The following is a 25,119-nucleotide window of genomic DNA, read 5'->3' as shown; positions in this document are numbered from 1 at the left end:
GAGACCCTACATATGCAAGGCAATGCTCCAACACCAGACGGTCAGGTCGCCGATGCAATAGCCGGCAATTGGGTGGATGCCTACGCGCCCGGCTTTGCCCGCCCCTACCTGCGCCTGTCGCGCGCGGATCGGCCTATCGGGACATGGCTGCTGCTGATCCCCTGCTGGTGGGGGCTGGCCTTGGCAATCCTCAGCGATGGCCAGCCACGACTGGGAGATCTCTGGATTGCAATCGGGTGCGCCCTGGGTGCATTTCTGATGCGGGGCGCGGGGTGCACGTGGAATGACATCACAGACCGCGAGTTCGATGCACAGGTCGAGCGCACGCGATCGCGACCGATTCCATCCGGTCAGGTCACCGTCCGGAAGGCCGCAATCTGGATGGTTGTGCAATGCCTGCTGGCGCTCGCGATTCTGCTCAGCTTCAATCAGGCGGCGATTGCGATGGGAGTTTTGTCACTATTGCCAGTGACGCTCTATCCATTCGCCAAGCGATTCACCTGGTGGCCACAGGTGTTTCTGGGGCTGGCCTTTAACTGGGGCGCGTTGCTGGCCTGGACCGCGCATAGCGGCAGTCTGGGTTGGCCTGCCGTCACGCTCTATCTGGCGGGCATCGCGTGGACACTGTTTTACGACACGATCTATGCGCACCAGGATGCGGAGGATGATGAGCTTGTTGGCATCAAATCCACCGCGCGTCTGTTCGGAGCGGACACAGCGAAGTGGTTGAAGTATTTTCTGATTGCCACTGTCGCGCTGATGGCCCTTGCCATCATCGATGCAGGGGTTCCCAACGCGTCGCTGATGGCTCTGGTTGTTGCTCTTGCTGGCCCGTGGGCTATGGGGTGGCACATGACCTGGCAGTTGCGAGGGCTGGACCTCGAAGACAACACCAAGCTCCTGCAACTGTTCCACGCCAATCGGGACACCGGCCTTATTCCGCTGATCTTCCTGTGTGTCGCCTTGCTGCTCTGATTGCACCTCTGGGCCGGGGTCTGTAAGAGTCTGCTCAATCGCCTGAGGAGTTTCTAGCCCGTACATGCGTCTGCCATTCGTCGTTGCCGTTTCAGTGTTGTTCCTCGTGTCCGCAGGGCTGTCTTTGTTGGCGGCAAGTTACGCAGTCACCGAGATTGAAGAGAGATCGGAATTTGCCGTGCGCCGGGCCCTGGACCTCAGCGGCCATGACTGGGCAGAAGTCCAGTCCGATGGCTTGCGGGTTGTCCTGACAGGCACTGCGCCGGACGAGGCAAAACGCTTTAACGCGCTGACGGCTGCGGGAACCGAAGTGGATACGTCCCGTGTGATTGACGAGATGCAGGTTCAGGCCACAACGGATCTGGCCCCGCCCCGATTCTCTGCCGAAATCCTGCGCAACGACAGCGGAATCTCGATCATCGGCCTGATTCCAGCCAGTGAAGACCGCGCCGGGCTGATCGGGCGGCTCAGCAATCTCGATTCCGACCACGCGGTCTCTGACCTGATGGAGACAGCAGACTACGCCACTCCAAAAGGTTGGGATGATGCCATCGACTATTCTGTCAGTGCTTTGTCCCGGTTGCCTCGCGCCAAGATTTCGGCCAGCCCCGGGCTGGTGAAAATAACGGCCATCGCCGACAGTCAGCAGGAAAAAGAGCGGCTGGAACGGGACCTGACCCGCGCAGCTCCACCCAGCTTGCGCATCGGTCTTTCGATTTCGGCGCCGCGTCCGGTGATCACCCCGTTCACCTTGCGGTATCTGATCGGCGAAGACGGCGGCCGGTTCGATGCCTGTTCGGCACAGGACGAAGACGCGCGCGATGCGATTGTCGCGGCTGCCCAAAAGGCGGGGTTGACCGGCCCCTACACCTGCACTGTGGGTCTGGGAGTGCCGTCGCCATATTGGTCCCAGGCGGCCGAGCTAAGCATCAGTGCCCTAGCCGATATCGGACAAGGGTCCGTGACGATGTCGGATGCCGATATCACGCTTATCGCGGCACAAGGCACATCACCCGGCGTATTTGATCGGGTCATAGGGGAACTGGAGACATCCCTGCCCGAGGTCTTTGCCCTGCACGCCGTTTTGCCTGAACCTGAGACAGACACACAGAGCGGTCCCGTCGAGTTCTCGGCAACACGCAGCCCCGAAGGACTGGTCCAATTGCGAGGACGCTTGAGCGACGACACACTGCGCGACATGGTCGATAGCTATGCGCGCGCCGCCTTTGGCTCGGAACAGGTCTACACCGCCACCCGCGTTGCCCCGGATCTGCCCACCGACTGGCCCGTGCGCGTATTGGCCGGGCTTGAAGCCCTTGCACAGTTGCATAACGGGGCCCTGACGGTGACACCCGAGTCGGTTGATCTGGTTGGGCTCAGCCATGACACCGACGCAAGGGCCCGTATCGCCGGTCAGCTTTCGGACAAGCTGGGTGAAGCGCAGGATTTCACCCTGTCGATCACCTATCAGGCGCCACCCGAGCCAGAGGACGCTCTGCCAGACCCGGAGATTTGTGAAGAGCAGATTGCGGACGTGCAATCTGCCGGCAAGATCGCGTTTGAACCCGGATCATCCACGATTGCAGCGGACTCGCGCGATACCGTGAACCAGATTGCCGATATCCTGCGCGAATGCGGCCCGATCCGGATGGAAATACAGGGTCATACGGACAGTCAGGGTCGTGAAGAGATGAACCAGCAGCTGAGTCAGGCACGGGCACAGTCCATCCTGAACGAGCTGCGGGGACGGCGCATTCCGACTTCCAGCTACACAGCCGTGGGCTACGGCGAAACACAACCGATTGCGGATAATGACAGCGAAGAAGGGCGTGAGGAAAACAGGCGGATCGAGTTCCGCCTGATCCGGCCGGAGCCAGTTGAGACCTCGGAAACCGGGCTGGAGGCGCTAGAGGCCGAAACAAATGCGCCCGAGGCTGAGCAAACGGACAACACCGCATCTGATGCGGATGCAGGGGACGACTAAGTTGAACAGAACCGAATTCATCATTGCCACAGCCATCATTCTGTTCGCGGCTTTCTGCGCGGGATGGTTCGCCAACTGGCTCGCTCATCGCCTATCCCGGGTGCGTCAGAGCGACGTGGCCGATCTGGACCGGATGAGTCAGGAACTGCACGAGGCCGAAGAAACCCGCGATCAGGCGATCACCTATCTGCAACAGCGCGAAGCGGAACTGACCAACCAACTGACCCAGACCGAGGCCGAATTGTCCGCTGCAATGGACGGCCTGCGCGCGGCCCGGCAAGAGGCCGAAGAACTACGCGGGCGGATCAACAACGCCGACTGACCCAACTACCAGCGGGTCAGCGCGTCTTCGTCTTCATCTTTGGCAGCGACCCATTCTGTGCCGGAATTGGTGATTTCTTTTTCCAGAAAGGCGCGCGGGATTTGAGGTAATCCATCAGAAATTCGGCGGCCTCAAACGCGTCCTTGCGATGCGGAGCGGCTGTGGCCACCATCATGATCCTGTCGCCGGGTCTCAGACGACCATGCCGATGGATGACCATTACATCACCGAGCGACCAGCGCGTTTTGGCCTCTTGCGCGATCTTGGCGATCGCGCGTTCGGTCATTCCCGGATAGTGTTCGATCTCCATCACATCCAGATCGCTCTGTGCCAGATCGCGTACAACGCCGGTAAAAGTCACAATCGCTCCGTTTGCGGTGTCGCTTGCCGCAAACGCGTTGGTTTCGGCGCCCAGATCAAACTCTTCTTTCTGAACGGAAATTCTCATCAGTCTAGCCGCCGGTCATGGGCGGGAAGAATGCAACCTCGCGTACACCGGCCAGCGGTGCATCGAAATCGGATAGTTCCTGATCCAGCGCGACGCGCAGTGCCGAAGTATCCGAGAATGCGGCGGCGTAGCGCTCTTCCCGTGCGCTGAGTTCCGCCACCAGATCCGACACGGTGGCCGCCTGCGTATCGACACGCTCTTTCGGTAGGCCGATCCGCTCACGCACCCAGGCAAAATACAGAACGTCCATGGCTCAACTCTCCTTCAGATGGGGCATGGCTTTACGTAGGTAGTCGTAGCCGGTGATCAATGTCAGCGCAGCGGCGATCCACAGCAACCACAACCCGATCTGACCGGACCAGAACATGCCCTCAAGTTTCCAGCCGAGACCCTGTGTGTCCTCGACTTGGCCCGCCAGTATCTGATCAATCAGCACGGCATCCATGCCGAACGTAGACATGACAAAATAGTGCTCAAATATCCCCTGCGAAAACAGAACCGCGATCGCGATCATCTGCGCGGTTGTCTTCCATTTCGCCAGTTTCGTGACTTGCAGCGTTCCGGCTACGTCCCCCAGGTATTCGCGCAGTCCCGATACGAATACCTCGCGGAACAGGATAACGGTCGCAGGCAATACCAGCCACGGCGTCCAGCTTTCGGTCGAATATCCGACAAGGATCATAAGCGCGATGACCACCATCGCCTTGTCAGCGATGGGATCCAGCATGGCGCCAATCTTGGTCTCTTGTTTCCACGCTCGTGCCAGATACCCGTCAAACCAGTCCGTGATCGCCGCCGACAGAAACAGGATCAGCGCAAACCAGTCCGCATAAGGCCGAGTGAAATACAAAAACATCACGGCCAAACCGGGGGCGGCCAGCAGGCGCAAGACGGTCAGGATATTCGGAAGGTTCCATTTCATGCGTCAGACCCTACATCGCCGATTTCTGACATAAAAGATGGCCCATCAAAAAAACCATACCAATCACAGACGCTTGGGCGGTTTAGAGACAAACCGTCGCGAACCCTGCCTCAGACTGTAAAACGCCTTGGCTCGGGATCGGTTTGCGGTCAGATTGCCGGCGGATGACCCACAGGGCGCGCGAGCAAGATGACGGCACATATTCAGACCGACCCCCGATCAAACCTGATCGGCAGCGCCTGGATGATTGCGGGCATGGCATTGTTCGCGTTGGAAGACGCGTTGATCAAAGGGGCCTCGGCCACGCTGCCAATCTGGCAGATACTGGTCTTGTTTGGCGTGGGGGGAGCGCTGGTTTTCGCTGCTGTGGCTTTGCTGCGCAATACCAACCTGTTTCATCCCGACGTTCTGTCGCGCCCGATGAAGGTTCGGGTGCTGTTCGAAGTCCTGGGGCGGCTGTTTTACGTCCTTGCGATTGCGCTGACACCCTTGTCGGCGGCAACAGTGATCCTGCAGGCTACGCCGCTGGTCGTGGTTGCGGGTGCCGCGCTGTTTTTTGGCGAAACAGTGGGTTGGTGGCGGTGGAGTGCCATTCTGATCGGTTTGATCGGCGTTGTGATCATCATCCAACCAACCGGGGACAGCTTTTCGGTGCTGTCGATTCTGGCCGTGTTGGGCATGCTGGGCTTTGCTGGTCGCGACCTTGCCAGCCGCGCGGCACCGGCAACCCTGAGCACCGAGGTGTTGGGTTTTTATGGTTTCCTATCCATCGTGGTCGCCGGACTGGCCTACCGGTTTTGGGAGGGGGTTCCGATGCAACCGCTGAACCTTTACGCCAGCCTGCACGTCGCTGGCGCCGTCCTGATGGGCACGATGGCCTATACCGCGCTGATGAAAGCGATGCGCACCGGAGAGGTTTCCGCCGTCACACCGTTCCGCTATTCGCGCCTGCTGTTTGGCGTTGCGCTGGGCGTGGTGTTATTTGGCGAACGGCTGGATCAAACCATGTGGATCGGGTCCGCCCTGATCGTGGCCTCGGGGCTGTATATCTTGTGGCGCGGGCGGCGGTCCTAACCCTTGTCGTGGAAGAAATCATAGACCTTCTGGGCCAGCCCCGCTGAGATTCCTTCGACCGCTTTCAGATCAGCAAGATTGGCACGGCTGACAGCCTTGGCGCTGCCGAAATGGGCCAGCAACGCGCGTTTGCGCGCTGCACCAACGCCGGGAATTTCATCCAGTGGGGTTGCGCCCACCGATTTGGCGCGTTTGGCCCGATGCGTGCCAATGGCAAAGCGGTGCGCCTCATCCCGCAACCGCTGAATGAAGTAGAGCACCGGATCGTTTCGTTTCAGAGCAAAGGGGCGCTGTCCGATCCGGTGGAACTCTTCCTTGCCGTGATCGCGGTCGACGCCTTTGGCCACGCCAATCATCGGAATATCCTCGACCCCGTTCTGCGCCATGATCTCATGCACCGCGCTGACCTGACCTGCGCCGCCATCGATCAGCAGCAGGTCGGGCCATAGTCCCTTGTCCCGGTCAGGGTCTTCCTTTTGCAGACGGGTAAAGCGGCGAGTCAGAACCTCTTTCATCATACCGAAATCGTCGCCGGGGGTCAGATCATCTCCACGAATGTTGAATTTGCGGTAGGCGTTTTTCATGTACCCTTCGGGCCCGGCCACGATCATGCCGCCGACCGCATTTGTGCCCTGATTGTGCGAGTTGTCGTAGACCTCGATCCGATTTGGCGGGCCGTCCAGATCAAACGCCTCGGCCATACCTCGCAACAGCTTGGCCTGCGTGGCGCTTTCGGACATGCGGCGCGCAAGCGCCTCGCGCGCGTTGCGCAGCGCACCCGCAATCAGTTCCTGCTTTTCCCCACGCTGTGGGACAAGGATCTCGACCTTACGCCCAGCCTTTTCCGTCAGCGCCTCCTGCATCAGGTCGGCGTTTTCAATGGCGTCGGACAGGATCAGCTGACGCGGCGGTTCCTTGTTGTCATAGAATTGGCCCAGGAAGGCCTCCATGGTCTCGGCAGGCGAAACATCCGGGCCGACGCGGGGATAGAAGTCGCGGTTGCCCCAGTTCTGATTGGCCCGGATGAAAAACACCTGCACACAGGCCTGACCGCTGTCCATATAGAGACCAACCACATCTGCCTCGGTTACGCCGCGCGGGTTGATGCCTTGTGATGTCTGAACCTGCGTCAGCGCCCGGATCCGGTCGCGCAAACCGGCGGCACGCTCAAACTCCATTGCCTCGGACGCGGCCATCATCTGCTGAGCCAGATCCTCCTGCACCTTGGTCGAACGGCCCGACAGGAACCGCTCGGCATCCTTAACGCTTTCACTGTAATCTGCTTCTGAAATCAGCCCGACACAGGGCCCCGAGCACCGTTTGATCTGATAGAGCAGACAGGGCCGTGTACGGCTGTCGAACATCGAGTCTGAGCAATTGCGCAACAGGAACGCCTTTTGCAACTGGTTGAGCGTTCGGTTCACCGCGCCTGCGCTGGCAAAGGGGCCAAAGTAGGCGCCTTTCTCTTTTTTCGCACCACGATGCTTTTTGATCTGTGGAAAGGCATGGTCCTTGGCGACAAGTATGTTTGGAAAGCTTTTGTCGTCCCTGAGTAGGACGTTGTATTTCGGCTTGAGTTGCTTGATCAGGTTCTGCTCAAGCAGCAGCGCCTCGGTCTCGGTCCTGGTGGTCAGGAACATCATCGACGCCGTTGCGGCGATCATCCGCTCAATCCGACCGGAATGCCCGGGGCGCGTGTAGTTCGAAACACGGGCCTTGAGATTGCGCGCCTTGCCGACATACAGAACCCGACTGTCACCATCGAGCATGCGATAGACGCCGGGTGAGCTGTCCAGCGTCTTTACATAGCGCTGAATGCATGCGTATCCGGTTGTCTGAATGTCGGTATTCGTATCGCTCTGAGAGTTCATGGCCCTGAAATATGATTCTCTGTCCTCGGCTGCAATCTTGTGCAGTCCAGATCAAGAGAAAACAAATCCACGGTTTCTGTGGATAACTGTGCAGATAAGTTTTGCAGCACCGCGATTTTTCCTTGTTTCCCTGTCGTTTCCCTAAGTTGCACAAAAATTAGGCGATTTTTTAAGTATTTGATTTCAAATAATATTTTTTTGATAACTTGGCAAGTGTATGAAAAAAAAGACAATTTTGTAACGTCAGTGTAACAGAATTGAGAGCAGTGCAAAACTTGCAGCAAATTTGTCTATTCTACGCCCATAACGTCCGGCGTTTGCCAACCCAGATGCTGTCCGCCGTCCACACATAACAGTTGTCCAGTCACGGCATGTGCGTCCAGAAAATATCCCAGTGCAGCCGTGATGTCCGAGGGGTTTGCGCCACGCTCAAGAACCGTATTGGCGCGCTGCGCCTTGAAGTGATCTTCGCTCTGGCGATGACCCTGCAAGGTCGGTCCGGGTCCAATCGCATTTACACGGATTGACGGGGTCAGCGCCTGCGCAGCCGTCCGCGTTAAAGCCCACAAACCCATTTTGGCGATGGTGTATGTCATGAATTCTGGCGTCAGTTTGCGCACACGCATGTCGACCATATTGACGATCAGCCCGGTTGCAACAGGCTCGCCATCCTCATCGGTCTCGGGCTTCAGGCCCTGTTCCGCCATTGCTTGCGTAAGCACAAACGGCGCGCGCAGGTTGCTGTCGATGTGACGGTCCCAGCTTTGGCGGGTTGCGGTATAAATGGTGTCATACTCAAAGATCGAGGCATTGTTCACCAGGCAGGTGATTGGACCACCTAAGGCCTCAGCCGCGCGCGGCAACAAGCATGCCACCTGCGCCTCGTCGAGCAAGTCGGCTTGCAGGGCCACGGATTTTCGACCCAGCGCCTGCACTTTGGTCACGGTTTCCTGAGCAGGGTGTTCCGACGTCGCGAAGTGCACCGCAACGTCATAGCCTCTGCCAGCCAGGTAGAGCGCCATTGCCTGGCCCAGACGAATTCCGGCTCCGGTTACCAGGGCTTGGGTCATGGATCACCTCTTTTTGTCAGGTCACACCAGCAGACTGGTGATGTAAACCGCATATAGCATCGTCAGGACCAGCCCCCAGATGCGAGAGATATCCTGTTTGAAGAACACGAACGGGATCAGCAGCAATGATGCTCCCAGCATGACCCAAAGGTCAAAATACAGGAACTCCGGATCGACCGGGATGTTTCCAAACCAGGTGGCGATGCCCACGATGGCCAACAGGTTGAACATGTTCGATCCGATCACGTTGCCCAGCGCGACATCTGCCTGTCGGCGCAAAGCGGCCATCACGGTGGTCGCGAGCTCCGGCAGCGATGTGCCAACCGCGATCAAGGTCAGACCGATAACTGTCTCACTCACACCATAGGTGCGCGCGATAATGGTGGCATTGTCCACCAGCAAGTGGGCACCCATCGGCAGGCCGATCAATCCCAGGATCAGGTAGATCGACAACTTCCAATAGGGCATATCCGGGTCCGCTTCTTCCAGACCCTCCAGCATATCGTCGTCTGCCGCGAGCCCACCGCAAGCATTTCGATGGGCTTTGGCATCGCGAAACGCGTTGAGCAGCACCAACGCCAGAGCAGCCAGCAGCACCGCACCGCTGAGAAACGTGAATGTCCCAAGAAAGGCAAGCCCGATGAACAGCACCGTTGCCAGCAGCATAAAGACATAGTTCCTGCGGCTATCACATTCGCTGGTGTGCAATGTCGCCAGCAATGCGGGCACGCCAAGGACCAACAGAATGTTGGCCGTGTTTGATCCAACAACATTACCCAGGGCAATCCCCGGAGCGTTTTCTTTCAGCGCGCTGATTGCGATCAGCAACTCAGGTGCGGACGTACCAAAGGCCACAATCGTCAGGCTGACAATCAGTGCCGGCACGCCAAGGCGTAGGCTCAGGTTGACCGCACCGCGCACCAAAGCATCGCCCGCCAGCAAAAGGATGAGCAATCCCAGACCGGAAAACAGCCACGCCGTCATGTCCGGCCCCCTTTTCACAAGCACAAGGGCCTTTTCCGATCCGGAAGCGGCCACAACGGGGGCACTTTGCAGAACTCAACCGTTTTTGTCCCGGAAAGCGCAGCTTTCCAAACATCGCCAGGACGCCCATGGCGATCAAAAACAGAGTGACGGCCTTGATGATCACGTTACAAACCGAACCGCGCGTAGGCCGCCCGTTCTTCCAAGCCGGAGATGGCGTCCTGTGTCAGAGTGGCCCCGATCCGTGTCCAGATCGGTTTGCGCAATCCGTAGCGGCGGAACTTGACCTTGTCACCAAACCGTTCCTGCATTTTTGGTTTGAGATGGGCGATACCCTCAATCAGCCCCAATTCCTGCGCACGACGGGCGAGCCAAATCTCACCCGTGAACAGGTCAGTGCCGTTATCCAGCTTGTCGCCACGCCTGGCTTTGACATGGGCAATGAAGTTTTCGTGGATGTCGTGCAGCAGGCGTTCCAGCCGCGCGACATCCTCTTTCTTTTCCGGGGCGAAAGGATCCAGCATGGATTTCGACTGACCGGCCGTGTGCACACGCCGTTCGATCCCTTGGCGCGACAGAAACACATGGGCCCCAAACCCGGCCGAGATCACGCCGATGGACCCGAGAACCGAACTGTCATCCGCCCAGATTTCATCCGCAGATGCCGCCAGCCAGTACCCGCCCGACGCGGCGACATCTTCGACAAACGCAATGACAGGAATTTTGAATTCTTCTGCAAGGCGTCGAATCCGTGCGCCGATCATCGAGCTTTGGACCGCTGACCCGCCGGGCGAATTGATCTCAAGCGCGACGGCAACGGGTTTGCCTTTGCGGAAGGCTTTCTCCAGGACGGGCGCCAAAGTGATATCATTCAAAGACCCGCGCCCGGGCACTCCAATGGCACCATTCAAGCGGACAACGGCCACACAGGGCTGTTTTTTGACAAACGGCAGGCTGAGCTTCATGGGTGCCGATGTAGAGTGCACCCAACCCGTAAACAAGGGACGTTTGCGGCGTTAAACGCGACGTGAACAAATTTCCCGAAGGCAGCGGGCAAAAATGCAACGCCCTCGAACGGGTCAGTTTCGGATGCGCCAACCTGTTTTGAATATCCAACCAATGATGCCGAGACAGATGCCGGTGAACGCCAGAATCGCCAGCAGGCTAAACACAATCGGCACATCCGCCAGCCCGTAAAAAGACCACCGGAACCCCGAAATCAGATAAACCACGGGGTTGAACAGCGTGATCGTCTGCCACAAAGGCGGCAACATCGAGATCGAATAAAACGTCCCCCCGAGAAAGATCAAAGGCGTGACAATAAGCTGTGGCACCAGCGACATCTGCTCAAAGTTGCTGGCCCAGATACCGATTATGAACCCAAGCAGCGAGAAACTGAGGCAGGACAGGATCAGAAAGGCCGCCATAGCAAACGGGTGCTCGATGCGAATGTCCACAAAGAACGTCGCCGTGACGAGGATGACGATACCGACAAACAGAGATTTTGTGGCAGCGGCACCAACATAACCGATCACGATTTCAATGAAGTTCACGGGGGCGGATAGCAACTCATAAATAGTGCCCAGAAATTTCGGAAAATAAATTCCAAAGGATGCATTCGAGATTGCAAGCATCACCACCGACAGCATGATCAGACCGGGTACAATAAACGCACCGTATGATACGCCTTCGACCTCTTGGATGCGGCTGCCAATGGCGGTGCCGAAGACTACGAAATAGAGCGATGTGGACAGAACCGGCGACAGGAAACTCTGTGCCAGCGTGCGAAAGAAACGCGCCATTTCAAACCGGTAGATGGCGACAACAGCGGACCAGTTCATGCGGCCTCTCCGGATACAAGGTTGACGAAAATCTCCTCGAGACTGGATTGCCGCGTTTGTACATCACGTAAGACAAGACCGGCCTGAGCGACATCGTTCAGCAAGGTCGTGATACCTGTCCGATCTGCATGGGTATCATACGTATAAATCAACATATCTCCGCTGCCGTTCAGGGTCAGATCATGTGCAGCCAGACTGTCCGGGATTTGTTGGATGGGTTCCGTCAGCATGACCTCGATCTGCTTCTTGCCCATCTGCGCCATCAGTGTGTCCTTTTCCTGAACCAGCAACAGTTCACCCTTGTCGATTACACCGACACGGTCGGCGATGGCTTCGGCCTCTTCGATGTAATGGGTGGTCAGGATGATGGTGACATCGGCCTGTTTCAGCTCGGCCACGATTTCCCACATATCCTTGCGCAATTCAACGTCAACGCCAGCGGTGGGTTCGTCCAGAAACAAGACACGCGGTTCATGTGCCAGTGCCTTGGCGATCAGCACCCTGCGTTTCATACCGCCCGACAGTTCCTTGATCGCGTTCCTGCGTTTGTCCCACAGGGACAGCTTGCGCAGAACTTCCTCGATCCGCGCCTTGTCGTTGCCGTACCCGAACAGGCCACGCGAAAAGCGGACCGTGTTCCAGACTTTCTCGAACGGTTCCAGTGCGATTTCCTGCGGCACCAGCCCGATCATTTTGCGCGCCGCCCGGAACTCGGCCTGAATATCGTGGCCCCCGACGGTGACTGAACCCGAGGTGGGCGTGGTTATTCCGCAAACAGTTGAAATCAGAGTCGTCTTTCCGGCGCCGTTGGGTCCCAGCAAAGCGAGTATCTCACCCTCTTCGATATCGAGTGAGACACCCTTCAGCGCCTCGAAACCATCGGCGTAAGACTTGCGCAAATCCTTGATGGACAAAATCGTGGTCATACATGCTCCCCGTTCTGGCGGTGACCCTATCGCGACCAGCGCAAGTGGAACAGGTCAATTCCGCACAGTGCTCTGTGCGCGTAAAAAGGGAGCCATCTTGATCCGTCACACACCAAGCTAACGGTTGCGTTTCGGAATTTCCTCGTTTGCAGTCCAGTCCCACGTGCCCTGGTCACGCTCAGCGACGGTTTGCTTCCAGCCGACCTCCTCGGTTCGGATCTTGAAATTGATCCCTTCCGGCGAATGCCGGGTGATACCGTCAAACACTGTGGCCAGCCGTTGGATCTGCATCATGCCTGTCTGCTCAATGGCCTGATTGATCACCATTTTCTGCATCGCCAACTGCTTGATCGGAACAGTGGCCATGCGCAAGGCAAGCGCCTCAACAGCATCATCGAGATCATCGGACGGGACCGCATCGAGGATCAGCCCCATATCAGCCGCTTCACGCCCGGTGATCTTGTCCCCGGTGAACAGCATGCGCTTGGCTTTTTCCGCGCCCAGACGATAGACCCACATAGCCGTGGTCGGACACCCCCAAACCCGGGCCGGCATGTACCCGATCTGCGCATCCTCAGTCATCAGCGTGAGGTCGGCGCACAGCGCAATGTCCGAGCCGCCCGCGACGGCAAACCCGTGGACCTTACAGATCACCGGTTTCATTGCCCGCCAAAGCGACATGAAATGCTGAGTGTTGCGCCACATGAAACTGTAATCTTTGATCGGATCCCAGGGCATGCTCTGGGTGACGTCCCCAGAGCCATTACCTTCGGCGTAAAATGTCAGATCGTAACCTGCACAGAACCCCGGGCCGTTCCCTGAGAGAAGCATCACATGAATATCGGGATCGGCGTCGGCCTGCGCCACCGCGTCTGCAAGCTGACCCGGCAACTCGTCGTTGATTGCGTTCATGACTTCGGGGCGGTTCAGCGTAATCCGCGCTATGCGCCCGTCTTTCTCATATAGAACCGCAGGCATCTGTTCCTCCTCTGCCGACCCGACCAAATCACTGGATTCAAAATTCGCATAGCCTTTTCCGACTGGGACGTCACGTCGCTGTAGGACGCACTTGCGTTCCGGCTGCGTTAACGGAACCTTTGATCCGGGGAGACAACACATGTTGGATGGAATTCGAATTATCGAAATCGAGGGGCTGGGTCCCGGACCCTTCGCAGCCATGACGCTGGCGGATCTGGGGGCTGATGTCATCACCATTCACCGCAAACACGCTGCGATGCCGCCGGGCATGCCGGAGCGTTCAATTTTGGATCGCGGGAAACGGTCGATTGCGCTGGATCTCAAAGACACCGACGATCTTCAAGTCGCGCTTCGCCTCATCGACACGGCCGATGCGCTGATCGAGGGATTCCGCCCCGGTGTGATGGAAAAACTGGGTCTGGGTCCTGACATCTGCCATGCCCGCAATCCGAAACTGGTCTATGGCCGCATGACCGGTTGGGGGCAGGCCGGCCCACTGTCCGACACAGCCGGTCATGACCTGAACTACATCGCCCTGTCCGGCGCATTGTGGTACGCCTCGGCACCAGGTCAGGCTCCGATAACACCGGCGACACTGGTCGGCGATATCGGCGGCGGCGCCATGTATCTGGTTGCCGGGATTCTGGCTGGCCTGCTCAACGCGCGTCAAACTGGCCAGGGCACCGTCATCGACGCGTCGATTTATGACGGATCGGCCCATATGATGAACCTGCTGATGAGCTTGCGCCAAACCGGCAACCTGTCTGATGCGCGCGGTCAGAGCTTGCTGGACGGTCCACATTGGAGCCGGACCTATGCGTGTAAAGACGGCGGCTTTGTTGCGGTTCAGTGCCTGGAACCGCAATTCTACGCACAATTCCTGTCGGCAATGGAATTGGCAGACGACGATGACTTCCAGCAGCAGTACAACAGATCGCTTTGGCCGGATCTGACCCGACGCCTCGCCGTCATGTTTGTGGCGCATCCCCGCGACCACTGGGCCGAACTGTTCAAGGGAACGGATGCCTGCGTCGCGCCGGTCCTCAGTCCCGAAGAGGCGCAAGTGCATCAGATGAACGCCGCCCGCGGTACTTGGCAAAGCATCGATGGCACCCTGCAAGCCGCCGCAGCTCCGCGGTTCTCCACCGCTGAATGGCGGCCCAGACCCAGCCCAAGCCGGGGCGAGCATAGTCGGGAGATTCTCGACGACCTCAACACCCCAACCTGATCCGCGTCTTGATACGGCCAAATACATCGCCCGCATCTCTTCGGTCGGCGCTCGGTGCCCTGGCGATCTCCGACGGGTCGCGTTTTCCGAAACTTGTGCAGCGCGACCACGGCGGGGCCGACCGTTGCGTGATCGCCGCGAGGCCACCTTGGATTGGATTGCCCACACGTCAGGCGGAGGCAGCCTTGTCCGCCGTCAGCCCTCGCGCACTGTATCAATCATCAGTTGAACATTCTCGGGATTCGCATCCGGGGTGATCCCGTGACCGAGGTTGAAAATATGGGGGCCGCCGGAGAACGCCTGTACGATTCGGCGCGTTTCATCCACCAGCGCCTGTCCCCCTGTCACCATGTGCGACGCCGCAAGATTGCCCTGCACGCAGCCATCCACCTGGACGTGGTCCGCAGCCCAGTCCGGCGATACCGAGTTATCCAGTGCAACGCAATCGACGCCCGTAGCCTTGGCGAACCCGATATACCCCGCGCCTGCCTCGCGCGGGAAACCAATGACCGGGATACCGGGGTGGCGCTGTTTGATCGTCTGCGTGATCACTCGGCACGGCTCGACCGCGTATTTTTCGAACGCGTCGCCCTTCAGCGATCCCGCCCAACTGTCGAAGATCTTGACCACTTCGGCGCCAGCGTCGATCTGGGCCGAGAGGTAGTCGATCGTGGCCGCCGTGATCCGATCCAAAAGAGCTTCGAACAGGGCCGTATTCTCTTCACGCAGCGTATGCGCCGGCCCCTGATCCGGTGTGCCGCGCCCGGCGATCATATAGGTGGCCACGGTCCAGGGTGCACCGGCAAATCCGATCAGGGTCGTCTCGGACGGAAGCTCGCGTGACAGAATGCGGACGGTTTCATAGACGGGGGACAGGGTTTCATGGATATCTTCGACCGGTTTTAGCGCATCAAAATCGACTTGCTGCGTGATTGTCGACAATCGCGGGCCTTCGCCGGTCACAAACCAAAGATCCGCACCCAGCGCCTGGGGCACCAGCAGGATATCGGCGAACAGGATGGCCGCGTCGAATCCATAACGGCGGATGGGCTGCAATGTGACCTCGGCCGCCAGTTCGGGATTGTAACACAGCGACAGAAAATCACCCGCCTGCGCGCGCGTGGCGCGGTATTCCGGCAGATACCGACCGGCCTGCCGCATCATCCAGATGGGCGGCACGTCCTGCACCTCGCCCGCCAGCGCCCGCAGCAGTGTTTTTGTCTCGGCCATCTTCGCCCCCAGTGTTCCGTTTCCGGCAACGGGTCGGCCTTCGGCGGCAATTTGTCAAGCGCAGCCCCCATTGTCAGGGCAATGTGACGCGACTAAAGCTGTGCGCATGACTTTGACTCTGCCCACCCCCGCGTCGCCGCTGAAAATTGGCACTCGAGGCTCGCCCCTGGCCCTGGCTCAGGCGTACGAGACTCGGCAACGGTTGCGCGATGCGTTTGATCTGCCAGACGAGGCTTTTGAGATCGCCGTGATCAAGACGACCGGCGATAACCGGGCTATGATTGACGCGGATCGGCCACTGAAGGAGATTGGGAACAAGGGCTTGTTCACCAAGGAAATCGAAGAGGCGATGTTGCGCGCCGAAATCGACATCGCCGTACATTCAACAAAAGACATGCCGGTCGAGCAGCCAGAGGGGTTGGTTCTGGACACGTTTCTGCCGCGCGAGGATGTGCGGGATGCGTTCATCTCACCGCATCTTCAGTCGATTCAGGATTTGCCCGAAGGCGCAGTTGTCGGAACGTCTTCGTTGCGCCGCCGGGCGCAGCTGTTGAACCGCCGGCCCGATCTGAAGGTGGTCGAGTTTCGCGGCAATGTTCAGACCCGTCTGAAAAAGCTGGCGGATGGAGTTGCGGATTGCACCTTTTTGGCCATGGCCGGTATCCGTCGGTTGAATATGGAGGACGTACCTGCGACCGCCATCTCGCCCGATGACATGCTGCCTGCCATCGCACAAGGGACCATCGGGATCGAACGGCGGCGTGATGACACCCGCACCGCCGAAATGCTCGAAGCGATTCACCATACCGAAACCAGCCAGAGGCTGCGCGCAGAACGCGCATTACTGAAAGCGTTGGACGGCTCTTGTGAAACACCTATTGCGGGCCTTGCCGAGGTTGAAAACGGGCAGTTGAGGCTGCGTGGTGAAGTGTTAAGACCGAACGGGGCCGAGGCGATTGCCGAGGATGCGCAAGGCCCGGTTCAGGATGGCGCAGAGATGGGCCGCGCCATGGCCGAAACCCTGCTGCGGCAGGCAGGGCCAGGGTTCTTTGATTGGAAAATCTAAAAAAGTTTACGAAATGTGAACTGCTTCACTGTCGCGGGCGGTGCGGCGGTGCATTAAGGTCATACAACGATCAGGACATCGGATCAGTCTCGAAAATATCGAAAGTTTGAAGTTTCTAGTATTGTAATGAGTATTCGAGGGGGCGTGACTGAACCCCGACACCCAATCGTTTCGGGTCGCTGCCCCACCAAGGCAGCGACCCAATTCACTCTGCGTCCTTAAAACTGACGTCAGATCTCGCAAATTGCCCTGACGGCACGATCCACCGCATCCTGCGTGTGCGCGAGATCGGCTTCGCTCACCGCGAGCGACGGGTAGAGCTTGCCCGGTGATTTGAAGATGCCATAAGATCGCAATGCAGAGTTGTAGGCGGCATTGATTTGCGGGTCGTCATGCTTTGCGCTGCGGTAGTCGCGGCACACCCCGTCGGTGAAATAGATGTCAAACAACGTTTCATCCCCGCAAATCTGATGCGGAATACCGGCCTTGCTCAGGGCGTCCGATTGCATCTCTTGCAAAACACGACCCGTCGCGCGCAGACGATCATAGGCGCCCTCGCGCCGCAGGATTTCCATCGTCTTCAATCCAGCCACCGAAGCGACCGGGTTACCCGAAAGGGTTCCCAACTGCATCAGCCATCCCTCTTCGCCAACACGGGATTTGTCGAAGTGCTGCATTATCTCGGCGCTGGCACCAACAGCTGCAAGCGGGAAGCCTCCACCGGTGATCTTGCCCAAGGTACAAATGTCCGGCGTGACACCATATCGTTCCTGCGCGCCGCCATAGGCGAGACGAAAGCCCGTCACGATCTCATCGAAGATCAGCAGAACATCATACGTATCGCACAAGTCGCGCAGGCCCTGCAGATATCCGGGCATGGGGGGAATAATGCGCTGCAATGGCTCGACCATGATCGCTGCAATGTCGTCGTGTTCGTTCAGCAGGTTTGCAACGGCCTCAAGGTCATTGAACGGCGCGATCAGCATCTGATCGGCAACACCTTGCGGAATGCCCGCGCTGTCGGGAACGGCCTGCGGGAAATTGACCTCGCGGCTGGGTGCAAGGCTCATTTGCGCCTCGGCACTCATCCCGTGATAGCCACCTTCGAATTTCAGGATCTTGTCGCGACCGGTATAAGCCCGGGCCAGCCGGATCGCATACATGTCCGCCTCGCCGCCCGAGGCGACAAATCGGATTTGTTCGCAGCACGGCACCGCTTCGACAATGGCCTCGGCAAGTTCGATGCCTTTGCTGTTGTTGGCAAAGAACGTCATCCCCTTGGGCAGTTGCTCAAGCACGGCCTCCATCACTTCGGGGTGGCCATGACCGAGCAGCATCGGACCAGAACCGATCAGATAATCGATGTATTCATTTCCGTCCTCATCCCAGACCCGGCTGCCGTCGCCCCTTGCGAGGATGATCCCGGGGTCGAAATTGCCAAAGCCACCGGCAGGTAGAACTTTGTTGGCGCGGGCGATCCATTCGGATTGTGTGTTGATTTTCAGCATTTCAAGCGATCTCCAATATCGGGGCGCCAAGAACATCCATGTCGGGCGAAACACCCAGTCCCGGCCCATCGGGCGGGGCAATCCGACCGTTTTCCCGCGCCGGGGCGTCCGGGCAAATGCGTGGCGACACGTAGGAGGACAGATCACAGGTGTTCAGCAGGGATCCGTGCGGGGTGGACGCCGCAAAATGCAGCGAGGCCGCAGTCACAATATCTGAACCCCATGTGCATTCCGCACAGATTTCCGCCCCAAGATGTACGGTTAGATCCCGCGCCCTGCGCATGGCCGACAAACCGCCGAACTTCGACAGCTTCAAGGCCACGGCATCCATACATCCCAACTCTGACGCCCTCAGCAGCGAGGGTAAATCATGCGCGTTTTCGTCCAGTTTCATAGGCAACCCGGTAGCCTGTCGCACGGCCGCACAATCTTCGAGCGTTTTACAGGGTTGTTCCAGCATGATGTCGAGATGAGCCACCGCCCGCCCCGTCCGTGTGGCCTGCAAACGTGAGGCGCCACAGTTCCAGTCGCCGTAGACAATTGGCCCCGGACCAACGGCCTCGCGCACTTTGACCAATCGTTCGGTATCGGCTTCCCAGTCGCCCTCAACCCCCAATTTAACCTGAAACTGACGAATCCCTGCCTGGTACGCCGTCTTGGCGATCCGGGCCATGTCATCCGGAGCAATACAGGTAATTGAATGATAAAGCGGCATGTCCCGCCGTGTCCGCCCGCCCAGCAAACTGTAGAGCGGGAGGCCGGTCGCGTGTCCAAACAAATCCCAAAGCGCGATATCGACAATCGATTTCGCGTAGACGTGACCCTGCAGGAATCCGTCCAGCTTGCGCATCTGCGCATCCACGCCGAAGGGCTCGATGCCCAGTATCTGTGCACTCATCTCAGAAACGGCCCCGGGCACACCGTTTGCAAAAGCGGGAAGGTAATGCGGGATCGGACAGACCTCACCCCAGCCTTTCAGGCCAGTATTGGTTTCAAGGCACAGGATATGAGAGGTCACAGTCGCACATGTTTTGCCCTCGGCCATATTGTAGGTTTCATGGCTGGTCAGGTCGACGGCCCAGAGAGTTATCCTGGTGATCTTCATCCATAAACTCCGACTGGCACGCCCAGCGCTTCCTCATCCGGATGCACACCAAGGCCCGGCGCTTCCGGCAGGTGCAAGCGCCCGTCTATGTTGCGTGGCCCGCGGCCGCCTGCAATGTCGACCGTAATCATGTCCTGACACGCCCAAACCGCGTGACAATTGTCATCCGGAACCGTCGCAGCCAAATGCAGCGCTTCGGCATCCGCCAGAACCGAACCACCGGTGGCCATCACGAACATGTCGATGCCGTGCGCCAAAGCAATATCCCGCATCCGGGCCGCTTTGGTCAGCCCGCCGACGCGGTTCAGTTTGATCCCGAACACTTCGGCCAACCCGTCACGCGCGATCCGGGTCGCATCCTGCAGCGTTACAAGGCTTTCATCCACTGAAACCGGCGCAGCATGCCGGGTTGCAATTGCGGCGATGTCATCCAGCGTCTCACACGGTTGTTCGAACATCACGCTCAGGTCCTCACACGATCGCATCACGCGCAGGGCCCGTTGCCGGGTCCAGCCACGATTGACGTCATAAAGAACAATCTCTCCGGGACGACGTATGCTTTCCACATCGCGCACGCGGGCGATATCCTGTTCGACGTCACCGCCGATTTTCACTGAATGCGCGACATAGCCGCGCTGGCGATACCGTTCGATGACCTCTCGGGTTTCATCCGCCGTCTTGGCCCCAACCGAGGATGCAATCGGACGTGGTGTCCGCGACCCACCTCCCATCAGATCGGCGATCGGAACACCAGCGGCCTGTCCGGCAATGTCCCAACAGGCCATGTCGATCGGGCCTTTGGCATAAAGGTGGCCGGGCAACGCGATGTCCATCGCCCGCTCCACCTCCAGCACGCGGCGCGGATCAAGGCCCAGCACAAAGGGCGCCATGGTTTCAATGCCAGCACGAATGCCCGGGCCATGCGCAGGCACATAGGTGTGCCCCCAAGGCGTCCCCTCACCCCATCCCGTAAGGCCGCTATCGGTTTCGATCTTGACGAGTGTGGCATCCAGCACTTCGAACTTCAGCCGCCCGCCGGACAGCCAGTAGGGATGCTCGAGCGGTAAATCGATATGGTAGACCGAAATCCGGGTAATCTTCATTTCAATTCAACCTCGACAAAGGACATCGGCGCGTCGCCGGCGTTGATCACGTTATGCTCAACCCCTTCGTTGCGGCGATACGCGGTTCCGGCCGGGACCGTGACGTCATTGACCGAGCCATCCGGCAGTTCCAATCGCATGTGGCAGCCCGTCACCGCAGTTATGACGTAATCCATTGCATGACGGTGCCACCCGGTTTCGGCACCGGGAGCAAAGTCAAATCGTGTCACGCGCACACGCGCATCATCGATCATTTGGGTTGCAACGGCTTGCGCTCTCATGCGGCAGACTCCTCTATTCGTGCGCCATGACGATAAAACTCGCGCAGGTGGCCATTTGGATTCGAGAGGTGTACCGACTGTCAGTCTTCATGCCGCGTCCATTCGAGGCACATCCTGCAACCCTGCGCCCCGCCAAAGTACGAGGGTCAGGATCGGTTGATCGGTCGTGATCATCGCGTGGCTCTGCCAGCTTGCATGCAAGCGAGTGCTGCCCGGGGGAACGTAGCGTTCATCTCCGTCAATCCGGAATAAAGCGCCGCCGGCCAAAGTCAGGTAGAGTTCCTCAGCCTGGTGACTATGCCAACCATAATTCAGACCCGAACCCCAATAGGCCACATAACCGCGCAGCTGGGTCGAGTGGTAGTGACCTGTCGGACCGAACAGTTCGTAATAGCCGTACCGATTCAAAAAATCCGCGCCCACCTCTGCCTCTGTATAGGTAAGTTTCCAATGCGCCAGATGTGCCGTCGCCATAATCGCCTGGGTTAAGTGTTGCGTTACATCATTTCCCTGAAAACCGGATTGCTGCACCTGATCGGCAGCAGGTACCAAATTCGGCGCCAAATCCTTTTGTGCCAGATCGTCAGGCCACGCCCCAAACGCCGAAAGATCGGGATGGGACTGGTGCACAAGGCGGGCTGTATCAAGAACGTCGTCGAGCGTCATGGGACCACCACAATGTTGCCGGTATGTGTTTTGTCGATAAAAGCCTGTTGGGCTTCACGCAGCTCGGCTAGCGGATAAGTGGCCGCCAGTGCTGGCTTGATTTTACCGTCCTCTATGTATTTCACGACATCCATGAAGTTTTCCGGCCTGTTCACGGTCGACCCGGTGAATGTCAGATCGCGCAGATAGAAGGTGCGCAGATCAAGCTCAACCAGCGGGCCCGCAATAGCACCGGAACAGGTATAGCGCCCCCCGCGTTGCAGAACGTCGATCAGGCGGGGCCATGTCGGCCCGCCGACGACATCGGCAACCACAGTGACTTTCTCACCCGACAATGCGGTTTTCAGGTTCTGGGGGCTTCGCGGCAGAATACGATCTGGCCCAAGGTTGGCGACCTCGGTGTGTTTGGCCTCGGACGCCATGGCGATCACGCGTGCACCGCGCAGTTTTGACAGCTGGATCAACGCGCCCCCGACACCGCCAGAGGCGCCAGGGATCAGAACGGTGTCTTTCGCATCAACATTGGCGCGGTCCAACATGCCTTCGGCGGTCACGTATGAACATATGAACGTCGCAAGTTCCGCATCACTCAGGTCGCTGTTGATCGGGGCAACCCCGCGCATATCTGCCTTGGTGTATTCCGCAAAACCACCGTCACATTCAGAGCCGAAATAGCCCGCCTTGTCACGGCTCATAGGCTCATCCCAATCGCGCAGCCATCCCGCCACCATGACGCGTTTGCCAAGCAGACCCGATTCCGCCCCTTCGCCAACGGCCACAACTCTACCCACAGCGTCTGCGCCCTGAATGCGCGGGAAGGTGAGCGGTGCCCCACCCCAGGTGCTGTCCTCGTCATTCAATTCGTCATAGGATTCGCCGGTCGTGGCCTCATCGACGGCTTTTGAGTACCAGCCGGTTCGTGTGTTCACATCGGTGTTGTTCAACCCGCAGGCGCCGACTTTGATGACGACCTCCATAGGGCCGGCTTGCGGTGTTGGCCAGTTCTCATGCCACTCGTATTTGTCCATGTCGCCATGACCTGTCAGAACCATGGCTTTCATCGTTTCGGGCAGGGTCATCAGACCGGCTCCATCATGGCATCAGTTCTGGGCAACAGGCTTTGTGGATCATAGGCGGGCTCGCCCAGGACACGGGCCGCGCGGGGTTGGCCGTGGACCACAACGTCCAGCGCTGTTCCCGGTTTCGCCGCTTCGGGCTTGATATAGGCAAATGCTAGGATTTTGCCGACCGTATGGCCGTAGGCAACCGAAGCGGTTGAGCCCACGACGCGGCCGTTCAGAGTAACCGCCTCGCCGCCATGGCCGTCGACCTCGCCGTCAGGTTCGATTTCCAGATAGGCGCAAATCCAGGGCAGATCAGAGGTCAGGGTCTTCTCCTTGCCCAGATAGTCTTTGTCCGTCCGCGCAAAGCGTAAAACGTCCGCCTCGGCCAGAGTGACCTCGTTGGTCAACTCGCCCGCACCTTTGAACCCTTTCTCCATCCGCATTACGTTCATGGCAAAGCTGCCATAGTCGGCGATGCCATGCGGCTCACCGGCCGCCCAAAGCGCCGTGTAGACATCGAGACACGCGGCGTTGGGCATGTGCAACTCCCACCCCAGTTCACCAGCATAGGACATACGGAAGGCCCAGACTATGTGGCCTGCGATTGTAATCTCCTGCGCAGACAGCCAGCGGAACCCAGCATTGGTCAGATCGGCATCGGTGCAGCGGGACAGTACATCGCGCGACCGGGGACCGTTCAGAGACAGGGCCGACCAGTCGGCGGACAGCGCGGTGATCTGCACGTCCTCATCCACGCGCTGTTGCGCGAGATGGTCCAGCAAACGTTGTTCAAAGAACGCCGCGCAGACCAGATAAAATCGATCTTCGGCCATCCGGACGATGGTTGTCTCCAACTCGATCCGTCCGCGCCGGTTGAGCATATGGGTCAAGGTAATCGAACCGACTTTTTGCGGCATCCGGTTGGCTGTCAAACGATCCAGCAGGACATAGGCGTCCGGTCCCGACACCTCGACCTTGGTAAAGGCGGTGACATCCATGATTCCTACTCGCTCGCGCACTGCCTTGACCTCAGCCGCGACCATGTCGTCGGCAGGGGTGCGACGAAAGGAATAGTGATCGCGCTGTTCCACGCCGTCTCGGGCAAACCAGCGGGGGCGCTCAAATCCGTACACTTCCTCATGCACCGCACCTTTCGACTTCAGCAGTTCATGTAACGGCGATGGCTTGATCGGGCGTCCGGCCAATCGGTTGAAATGCGGAAACGGAACCTCGTGGCGCAGGCAGTAATCCTCTTCCGCCTTGATCACCTGCCAATCCTTGATGGCATAGCTGCCAAAGCGGCGGGGATCGTATTCGCGCATCGAGATATCTGCCGCCCCATGCACCATCCAGCGCGCCAGTTCGCGGGTCAGACCCGGCCCCCACCCAATCCCAATTTGCGTTCCGCAGCAGCACCAGTAATTCCGAACACCGGGCGCAGGCCCGATCAGGGGATTCCCGTCCGGCGGATGTGAAATCGCGCCGTGCACATCGCGTTGGATACCCAGCTCCGCAAAAATCGGCATGCGGTTCAGGCTCTCTTCCAACCACGGCATCACCCGGTCATAGTCCGCATCAAACAGCCAGTTTTCGTATTCCCACGGGCAATGGTCGTGCCAGACCGAGTTCGGATTCTCCTTTTCGTAGATCCCGATCAGCCCGCGCTGCTGCTCCATCCGGATGTAGCCCGAGACTTTGCGGTCGTCCCGGATCACCGGCAACTCTTTATCCAAGTTCTGAAACTCCGGCACCGGTTCGGTCACAAAATAGTGGTGCGTCATTGAGGTCATGGGCAGTTGCAGCCCCGACCATTCACCCATCTGCCGCGCATAGGTGCCACCCGCATTCACCACATGCTCACAGGTGATTGTGCCCTGCTCAGTCTCGATCACCCACTCGCCATTCTGGGCCTGCGTGATGTTGGTCGCGCGGCAGTTGCGGAAGATGCGAACGCCCTTCTGACGTGCGCCAGCGGCCATCGCCATGGTAACGTTGGTCGGGTCCACATGCCCGTCATCCGGCGTGTGTAACGCGACCAAAACGCCTTCGAGATTATAAAACGGATGCAGTTGGGCCACCTTATCGGGGCCGACAAGTTCGATGTTGAAACCCAGCGACCGGCCCACCGACAGGGTGTGGCGCAGCCAGTCCATCTCATCCTCGGTGTAGGCCAGCCGGAATGAGCCACAGCCATGCCATGTGACCGGCTGACCCGTCTCAGCCTCCAACTGCCCCGAGTACAGACCGATGTTGTAATCCACACACTTGCCGAGCCCGAAGCTCGAGGTTGAATGCGTGATCTGCCCCGCTGCATGCCAGGTGCTGCCACTGGTCAGTTCCGCCTTCTCCAGCAAAACAGTGTTGCTGCCCCAGCCCTCATGCGCCAGATGATAGGCCAGACCGACGCCCATGACACCGCCACCAACAATCACCACGCGGGCATGAGACGGTAGATTCTTCCCGGACATGATTT

23 protein-coding genes and 1 pseudogene are annotated in these 25,119 nt (G+C 58.6%); 6 read left to right on the top strand and 18 right to left on the bottom strand.

Annotation, left to right across the window (positions count from 1 at the left end):
• Positions 1-12 precede the first annotated feature (12 nt).
• The 3 genes from ubiA to ACR3ES_RS05980 all read left to right on the top strand — a co-directional run bounded on the left by ubiA (position 13) and on the right by ACR3ES_RS05980 (position 3,281).
• Positions 13-975 carry a 4-hydroxybenzoate octaprenyltransferase gene (gene ubiA / locus ACR3ES_RS05990; protein ID WP_480425023.1) on the top strand — a complete coding sequence of 321 codons (963 nt, stop codon included), beginning with the start codon at positions 13-15 and terminating at the stop codon, positions 973-975.
• Between the two features lie 64 nt (positions 976-1,039).
• The gene (locus ACR3ES_RS05985) at positions 1,040-2,959 is read left to right on the top strand and encodes an OmpA family protein (RefSeq protein WP_170427517.1); all 1,920 of its coding nucleotides are present in this window, start codon (positions 1,040-1,042) and stop codon (positions 2,957-2,959) included.
• A gap of 1 nt (position 2,960) precedes the next feature.
• Complete coding sequence (locus ACR3ES_RS05980) at positions 2,961-3,281, top strand: hypothetical protein (RefSeq protein ID WP_170427519.1); 321 nt, start codon at positions 2,961-2,963, stop codon at positions 3,279-3,281.
• Positions 3,282-3,286: 5 nt separating this feature from the next.
• On the opposite strand, the pseudogene ACR3ES_RS05975 reads toward ACR3ES_RS05980, so the two are convergent.
• The 3 genes and pseudogenes from ACR3ES_RS05975 to pgsA form a co-directional block, all read right to left on the bottom strand.
• Positions 3,287-3,729 (bottom strand): annotated as a pseudogene (locus ACR3ES_RS05975) (molybdenum cofactor biosynthesis protein MoaE).
• 4 nt (positions 3,730-3,733) lie between these two features.
• Positions 3,734-3,979: a molybdopterin converting factor subunit 1 gene (gene moaD / locus ACR3ES_RS05970; protein ID WP_170427523.1), complete on the bottom strand. Its 246-nt coding sequence runs from the start codon at positions 3,977-3,979 to the stop codon at positions 3,734-3,736.
• Between the two features lie 3 nt (positions 3,980-3,982).
• Positions 3,983-4,651, bottom strand: coding sequence for a CDP-diacylglycerol--glycerol-3-phosphate 3-phosphatidyltransferase (gene pgsA, locus ACR3ES_RS05965; protein ID WP_170427525.1), 669 nt, complete (start codon positions 4,649-4,651; stop codon positions 3,983-3,985).
• A gap of 189 nt (positions 4,652-4,840) precedes the next feature.
• On the opposite strand from pgsA, the gene ACR3ES_RS05960 reads away from it, so the two are divergent.
• On the top strand, positions 4,841-5,725 hold the full coding sequence (locus tag ACR3ES_RS05960; RefSeq protein ID WP_170427527.1) for a DMT family transporter: 885 nt from the start codon (positions 4,841-4,843) through the stop codon (positions 5,723-5,725).
• Here the strand turns inward: ACR3ES_RS05960 and uvrC are convergent.
• The 7 genes from uvrC to ACR3ES_RS05925 all read right to left on the bottom strand — a co-directional run bounded on the left by uvrC (position 5,722) and on the right by ACR3ES_RS05925 (position 13,395).
• Positions 5,722-7,596, bottom strand: a complete 1,875-nt coding sequence (uvrC, locus tag ACR3ES_RS05955) for an excinuclease ABC subunit UvrC (protein ID WP_170427529.1) — start codon at positions 7,594-7,596, stop codon at positions 5,722-5,724. The two genes, ACR3ES_RS05960 and uvrC, sit on opposite strands and share 4 nt — an antisense overlap.
• Before the next feature lie 290 nt (positions 7,597-7,886).
• On the bottom strand, positions 7,887-8,666 hold the full coding sequence (locus tag ACR3ES_RS05950) for an SDR family oxidoreductase (protein ID WP_170427531.1): 780 nt from the start codon (positions 8,664-8,666) through the stop codon (positions 7,887-7,889).
• A gap of 21 nt (positions 8,667-8,687) precedes the next feature.
• Positions 8,688-9,650 carry a calcium/sodium antiporter gene (locus ACR3ES_RS05945; RefSeq protein ID WP_170427534.1) on the bottom strand — a complete coding sequence of 321 codons (963 nt, stop codon included), beginning with the start codon at positions 9,648-9,650 and terminating at the stop codon, positions 8,688-8,690.
• 167 nt (positions 9,651-9,817) lie between these two features.
• A complete protein-coding gene (locus ACR3ES_RS05940) occupies positions 9,818-10,615 on the bottom strand; it encodes a S49 family peptidase (protein ID WP_170427536.1) in 798 nt (265 codons plus the stop codon).
• A 114-nt stretch (positions 10,616-10,729) separates the two neighbouring features.
• On the bottom strand, positions 10,730-11,491 hold the full coding sequence (locus ACR3ES_RS05935; protein WP_170427539.1) for an ABC transporter permease: 762 nt from the start codon (positions 11,489-11,491) through the stop codon (positions 10,730-10,732).
• Positions 11,488-12,417 carry an ABC transporter ATP-binding protein gene (locus ACR3ES_RS05930; protein ID WP_170427542.1) on the bottom strand — a complete coding sequence of 310 codons (930 nt, stop codon included), beginning with the start codon at positions 12,415-12,417 and terminating at the stop codon, positions 11,488-11,490. The genes ACR3ES_RS05935 and ACR3ES_RS05930 overlap by 4 nt, the downstream gene beginning before the upstream one ends.
• 117 nt (positions 12,418-12,534) lie before the next feature.
• Complete coding sequence (locus ACR3ES_RS05925) at positions 12,535-13,395, bottom strand: crotonase/enoyl-CoA hydratase family protein (RefSeq protein WP_480425019.1); 861 nt, start codon at positions 13,393-13,395, stop codon at positions 12,535-12,537.
• Positions 13,396-13,534: 139 nt separating this feature from the next.
• Between ACR3ES_RS05925 and ACR3ES_RS05920 the strand changes: the two genes are divergently transcribed.
• Positions 13,535-14,623, top strand: coding sequence for a CaiB/BaiF CoA transferase family protein (locus ACR3ES_RS05920; protein WP_170427548.1), 1,089 nt, complete (start codon positions 13,535-13,537; stop codon positions 14,621-14,623).
• Between the two features lie 195 nt (positions 14,624-14,818).
• Here the strand turns inward: ACR3ES_RS05920 and hemE are convergent, their stop codons facing one another.
• Positions 14,819-15,853, bottom strand: a complete 1,035-nt coding sequence (hemE, locus tag ACR3ES_RS05915; protein WP_170427550.1) for a uroporphyrinogen decarboxylase — start codon at positions 15,851-15,853, stop codon at positions 14,819-14,821.
• 106 nt (positions 15,854-15,959) lie between these two features.
• Here hemE and hemC point away from each other — a divergent pair, with 106 nt between their 5' ends.
• Positions 15,960-16,919 carry a hydroxymethylbilane synthase gene (hemC, locus tag ACR3ES_RS05910; RefSeq protein WP_170427553.1) on the top strand — a complete coding sequence of 320 codons (960 nt, stop codon included), beginning with the start codon at positions 15,960-15,962 and terminating at the stop codon, positions 16,917-16,919.
• 230 nt (positions 16,920-17,149) lie between these two features.
• On the opposite strand, the gene ACR3ES_RS05905 is transcribed toward hemC, so the two are convergent.
• The 7 genes from ACR3ES_RS05905 to ACR3ES_RS05875 all read right to left on the bottom strand — a co-directional run bounded on the left by ACR3ES_RS05905 (position 17,150) and on the right by ACR3ES_RS05875 (position 25,114).
• The gene (locus tag ACR3ES_RS05905; RefSeq protein WP_170427556.1) at positions 17,150-18,427 is read right to left on the bottom strand and encodes an aminotransferase class III-fold pyridoxal phosphate-dependent enzyme; all 1,278 of its coding nucleotides are present in this window, start codon (positions 18,425-18,427) and stop codon (positions 17,150-17,152) included.
• Between the two features lies 1 nt (position 18,428).
• Positions 18,429-19,532 (bottom strand): enolase C-terminal domain-like protein, encoded by a 1,104-nt coding sequence (locus ACR3ES_RS05900; protein ID WP_170427559.1) that lies wholly within the window; start codon positions 19,530-19,532, stop codon positions 18,429-18,431.
• On the bottom strand, positions 19,529-20,635 hold the full coding sequence (locus ACR3ES_RS05895) for an enolase C-terminal domain-like protein (protein WP_170427561.1): 1,107 nt from the start codon (positions 20,633-20,635) through the stop codon (positions 19,529-19,531). The genes ACR3ES_RS05900 and ACR3ES_RS05895 overlap by 4 nt, the downstream gene beginning before the upstream one ends.
• Complete coding sequence (locus tag ACR3ES_RS05890; protein WP_480425016.1) at positions 20,632-20,916, bottom strand: cupin domain-containing protein; 285 nt, start codon at positions 20,914-20,916, stop codon at positions 20,632-20,634. Before ACR3ES_RS05890 ends, ACR3ES_RS05895 begins: the two co-directional genes overlap by 4 nt.
• Positions 20,917-21,003: 87 nt before the next feature.
• On the bottom strand, positions 21,004-21,582 hold the full coding sequence (locus tag ACR3ES_RS05885; RefSeq protein ID WP_170427563.1) for a dimethylsulfonioproprionate lyase family protein: 579 nt from the start codon (positions 21,580-21,582) through the stop codon (positions 21,004-21,006).
• Positions 21,579-22,661 carry an alcohol dehydrogenase family protein gene (locus ACR3ES_RS05880; protein WP_480425014.1) on the bottom strand — a complete coding sequence of 361 codons (1,083 nt, stop codon included), beginning with the start codon at positions 22,659-22,661 and terminating at the stop codon, positions 21,579-21,581. Before ACR3ES_RS05880 ends, ACR3ES_RS05885 begins: the two co-directional genes overlap by 4 nt.
• Positions 22,661-25,114, bottom strand: coding sequence for an FAD-dependent oxidoreductase (locus ACR3ES_RS05875; RefSeq protein ID WP_170427566.1), 2,454 nt, complete (start codon positions 25,112-25,114; stop codon positions 22,661-22,663). The genes ACR3ES_RS05880 and ACR3ES_RS05875 overlap by 1 nt, the downstream gene beginning before the upstream one ends.
• Positions 25,115-25,119: the final 5 nt, after the last annotated feature.

It is taken from the genome of Ruegeria sp. B1 (assembly GCF_056535885.1).
The sequence above is the reverse complement of the archived record's forward strand: the minus strand, read 5'-3'. Positions and strand labels throughout refer to the sequence as shown.

Bases quoted from the DNA above. Each gene is read 5' to 3' on its own strand.
- ubiA (WP_480425023.1), top strand. From the start codon at position 13: ATGCAAGGCAATGCTCCAACACCAGACGGTCAGGTCGCCGATGCAATA.
- ACR3ES_RS05985 (WP_170427517.1), top strand. From the start codon at position 1,040: ATGCGTCTGCCATTCGTCGTTGCCGTTTCAGTGTTGTTCCTCGTGTCC.
- moaD (WP_170427523.1), bottom strand. From the start codon at position 3,979: ATGGACGTTCTGTATTTTGCCTGGGTGCGTGAGCGGATCGGCCTACCG.
- pgsA (WP_170427525.1), bottom strand. From the start codon at position 4,651: ATGAAATGGAACCTTCCGAATATCCTGACCGTCTTGCGCCTGCTGGCC.
- ACR3ES_RS05960 (WP_170427527.1), top strand. From the start codon at position 4,841: ATGACGGCACATATTCAGACCGACCCCCGATCAAACCTGATCGGCAGC.
- uvrC (WP_170427529.1), bottom strand. From the start codon at position 7,596: ATGAACTCTCAGAGCGATACGAATACCGACATTCAGACAACCGGATAC.
- ACR3ES_RS05950 (WP_170427531.1), bottom strand. From the start codon at position 8,666: ATGACCCAAGCCCTGGTAACCGGAGCCGGAATTCGTCTGGGCCAGGCA.
- ACR3ES_RS05945 (WP_170427534.1), bottom strand. From the start codon at position 9,650: ATGACGGCGTGGCTGTTTTCCGGTCTGGGATTGCTCATCCTTTTGCTG.
- ACR3ES_RS05940 (WP_170427536.1), bottom strand. From the start codon at position 10,615: ATGAAGCTCAGCCTGCCGTTTGTCAAAAAACAGCCCTGTGTGGCCGTT.
- ACR3ES_RS05935 (WP_170427539.1), bottom strand. From the start codon at position 11,491: ATGAACTGGTCCGCTGTTGTCGCCATCTACCGGTTTGAAATGGCGCGT.
- ACR3ES_RS05930 (WP_170427542.1), bottom strand. From the start codon at position 12,417: ATGACCACGATTTTGTCCATCAAGGATTTGCGCAAGTCTTACGCCGAT.
- ACR3ES_RS05925 (WP_480425019.1), bottom strand. From the start codon at position 13,395: ATGCCTGCGGTTCTATATGAGAAAGACGGGCGCATAGCGCGGATTACG.
- ACR3ES_RS05920 (WP_170427548.1), top strand. From the start codon at position 13,535: ATGTTGGATGGAATTCGAATTATCGAAATCGAGGGGCTGGGTCCCGGA.
- hemE (WP_170427550.1), bottom strand. From the start codon at position 15,853: ATGGCCGAGACAAAAACACTGCTGCGGGCGCTGGCGGGCGAGGTGCAG.
- hemC (WP_170427553.1), top strand. From the start codon at position 15,960: ATGACTTTGACTCTGCCCACCCCCGCGTCGCCGCTGAAAATTGGCACT.
- ACR3ES_RS05905 (WP_170427556.1), bottom strand. From the start codon at position 18,427: ATGCTGAAAATCAACACACAATCCGAATGGATCGCCCGCGCCAACAAA.
- ACR3ES_RS05900 (WP_170427559.1), bottom strand. From the start codon at position 19,532: ATGAAGATCACCAGGATAACTCTCTGGGCCGTCGACCTGACCAGCCAT.
- ACR3ES_RS05895 (WP_170427561.1), bottom strand. From the start codon at position 20,635: ATGAAGATTACCCGGATTTCGGTCTACCATATCGATTTACCGCTCGAG.
- ACR3ES_RS05890 (WP_480425016.1), bottom strand. From the start codon at position 20,916: ATGAGAGCGCAAGCCGTTGCAACCCAAATGATCGATGATGCGCGTGTG.
- ACR3ES_RS05885 (WP_170427563.1), bottom strand. From the start codon at position 21,582: ATGACGCTCGACGACGTTCTTGATACAGCCCGCCTTGTGCACCAGTCC.
- ACR3ES_RS05880 (WP_480425014.1), bottom strand. From the start codon at position 22,661: ATGACCCTGCCCGAAACGATGAAAGCCATGGTTCTGACAGGTCATGGC.
- ACR3ES_RS05875 (WP_170427566.1), bottom strand. From the start codon at position 25,114: ATGTCCGGGAAGAATCTACCGTCTCATGCCCGCGTGGTGATTGTTGGT.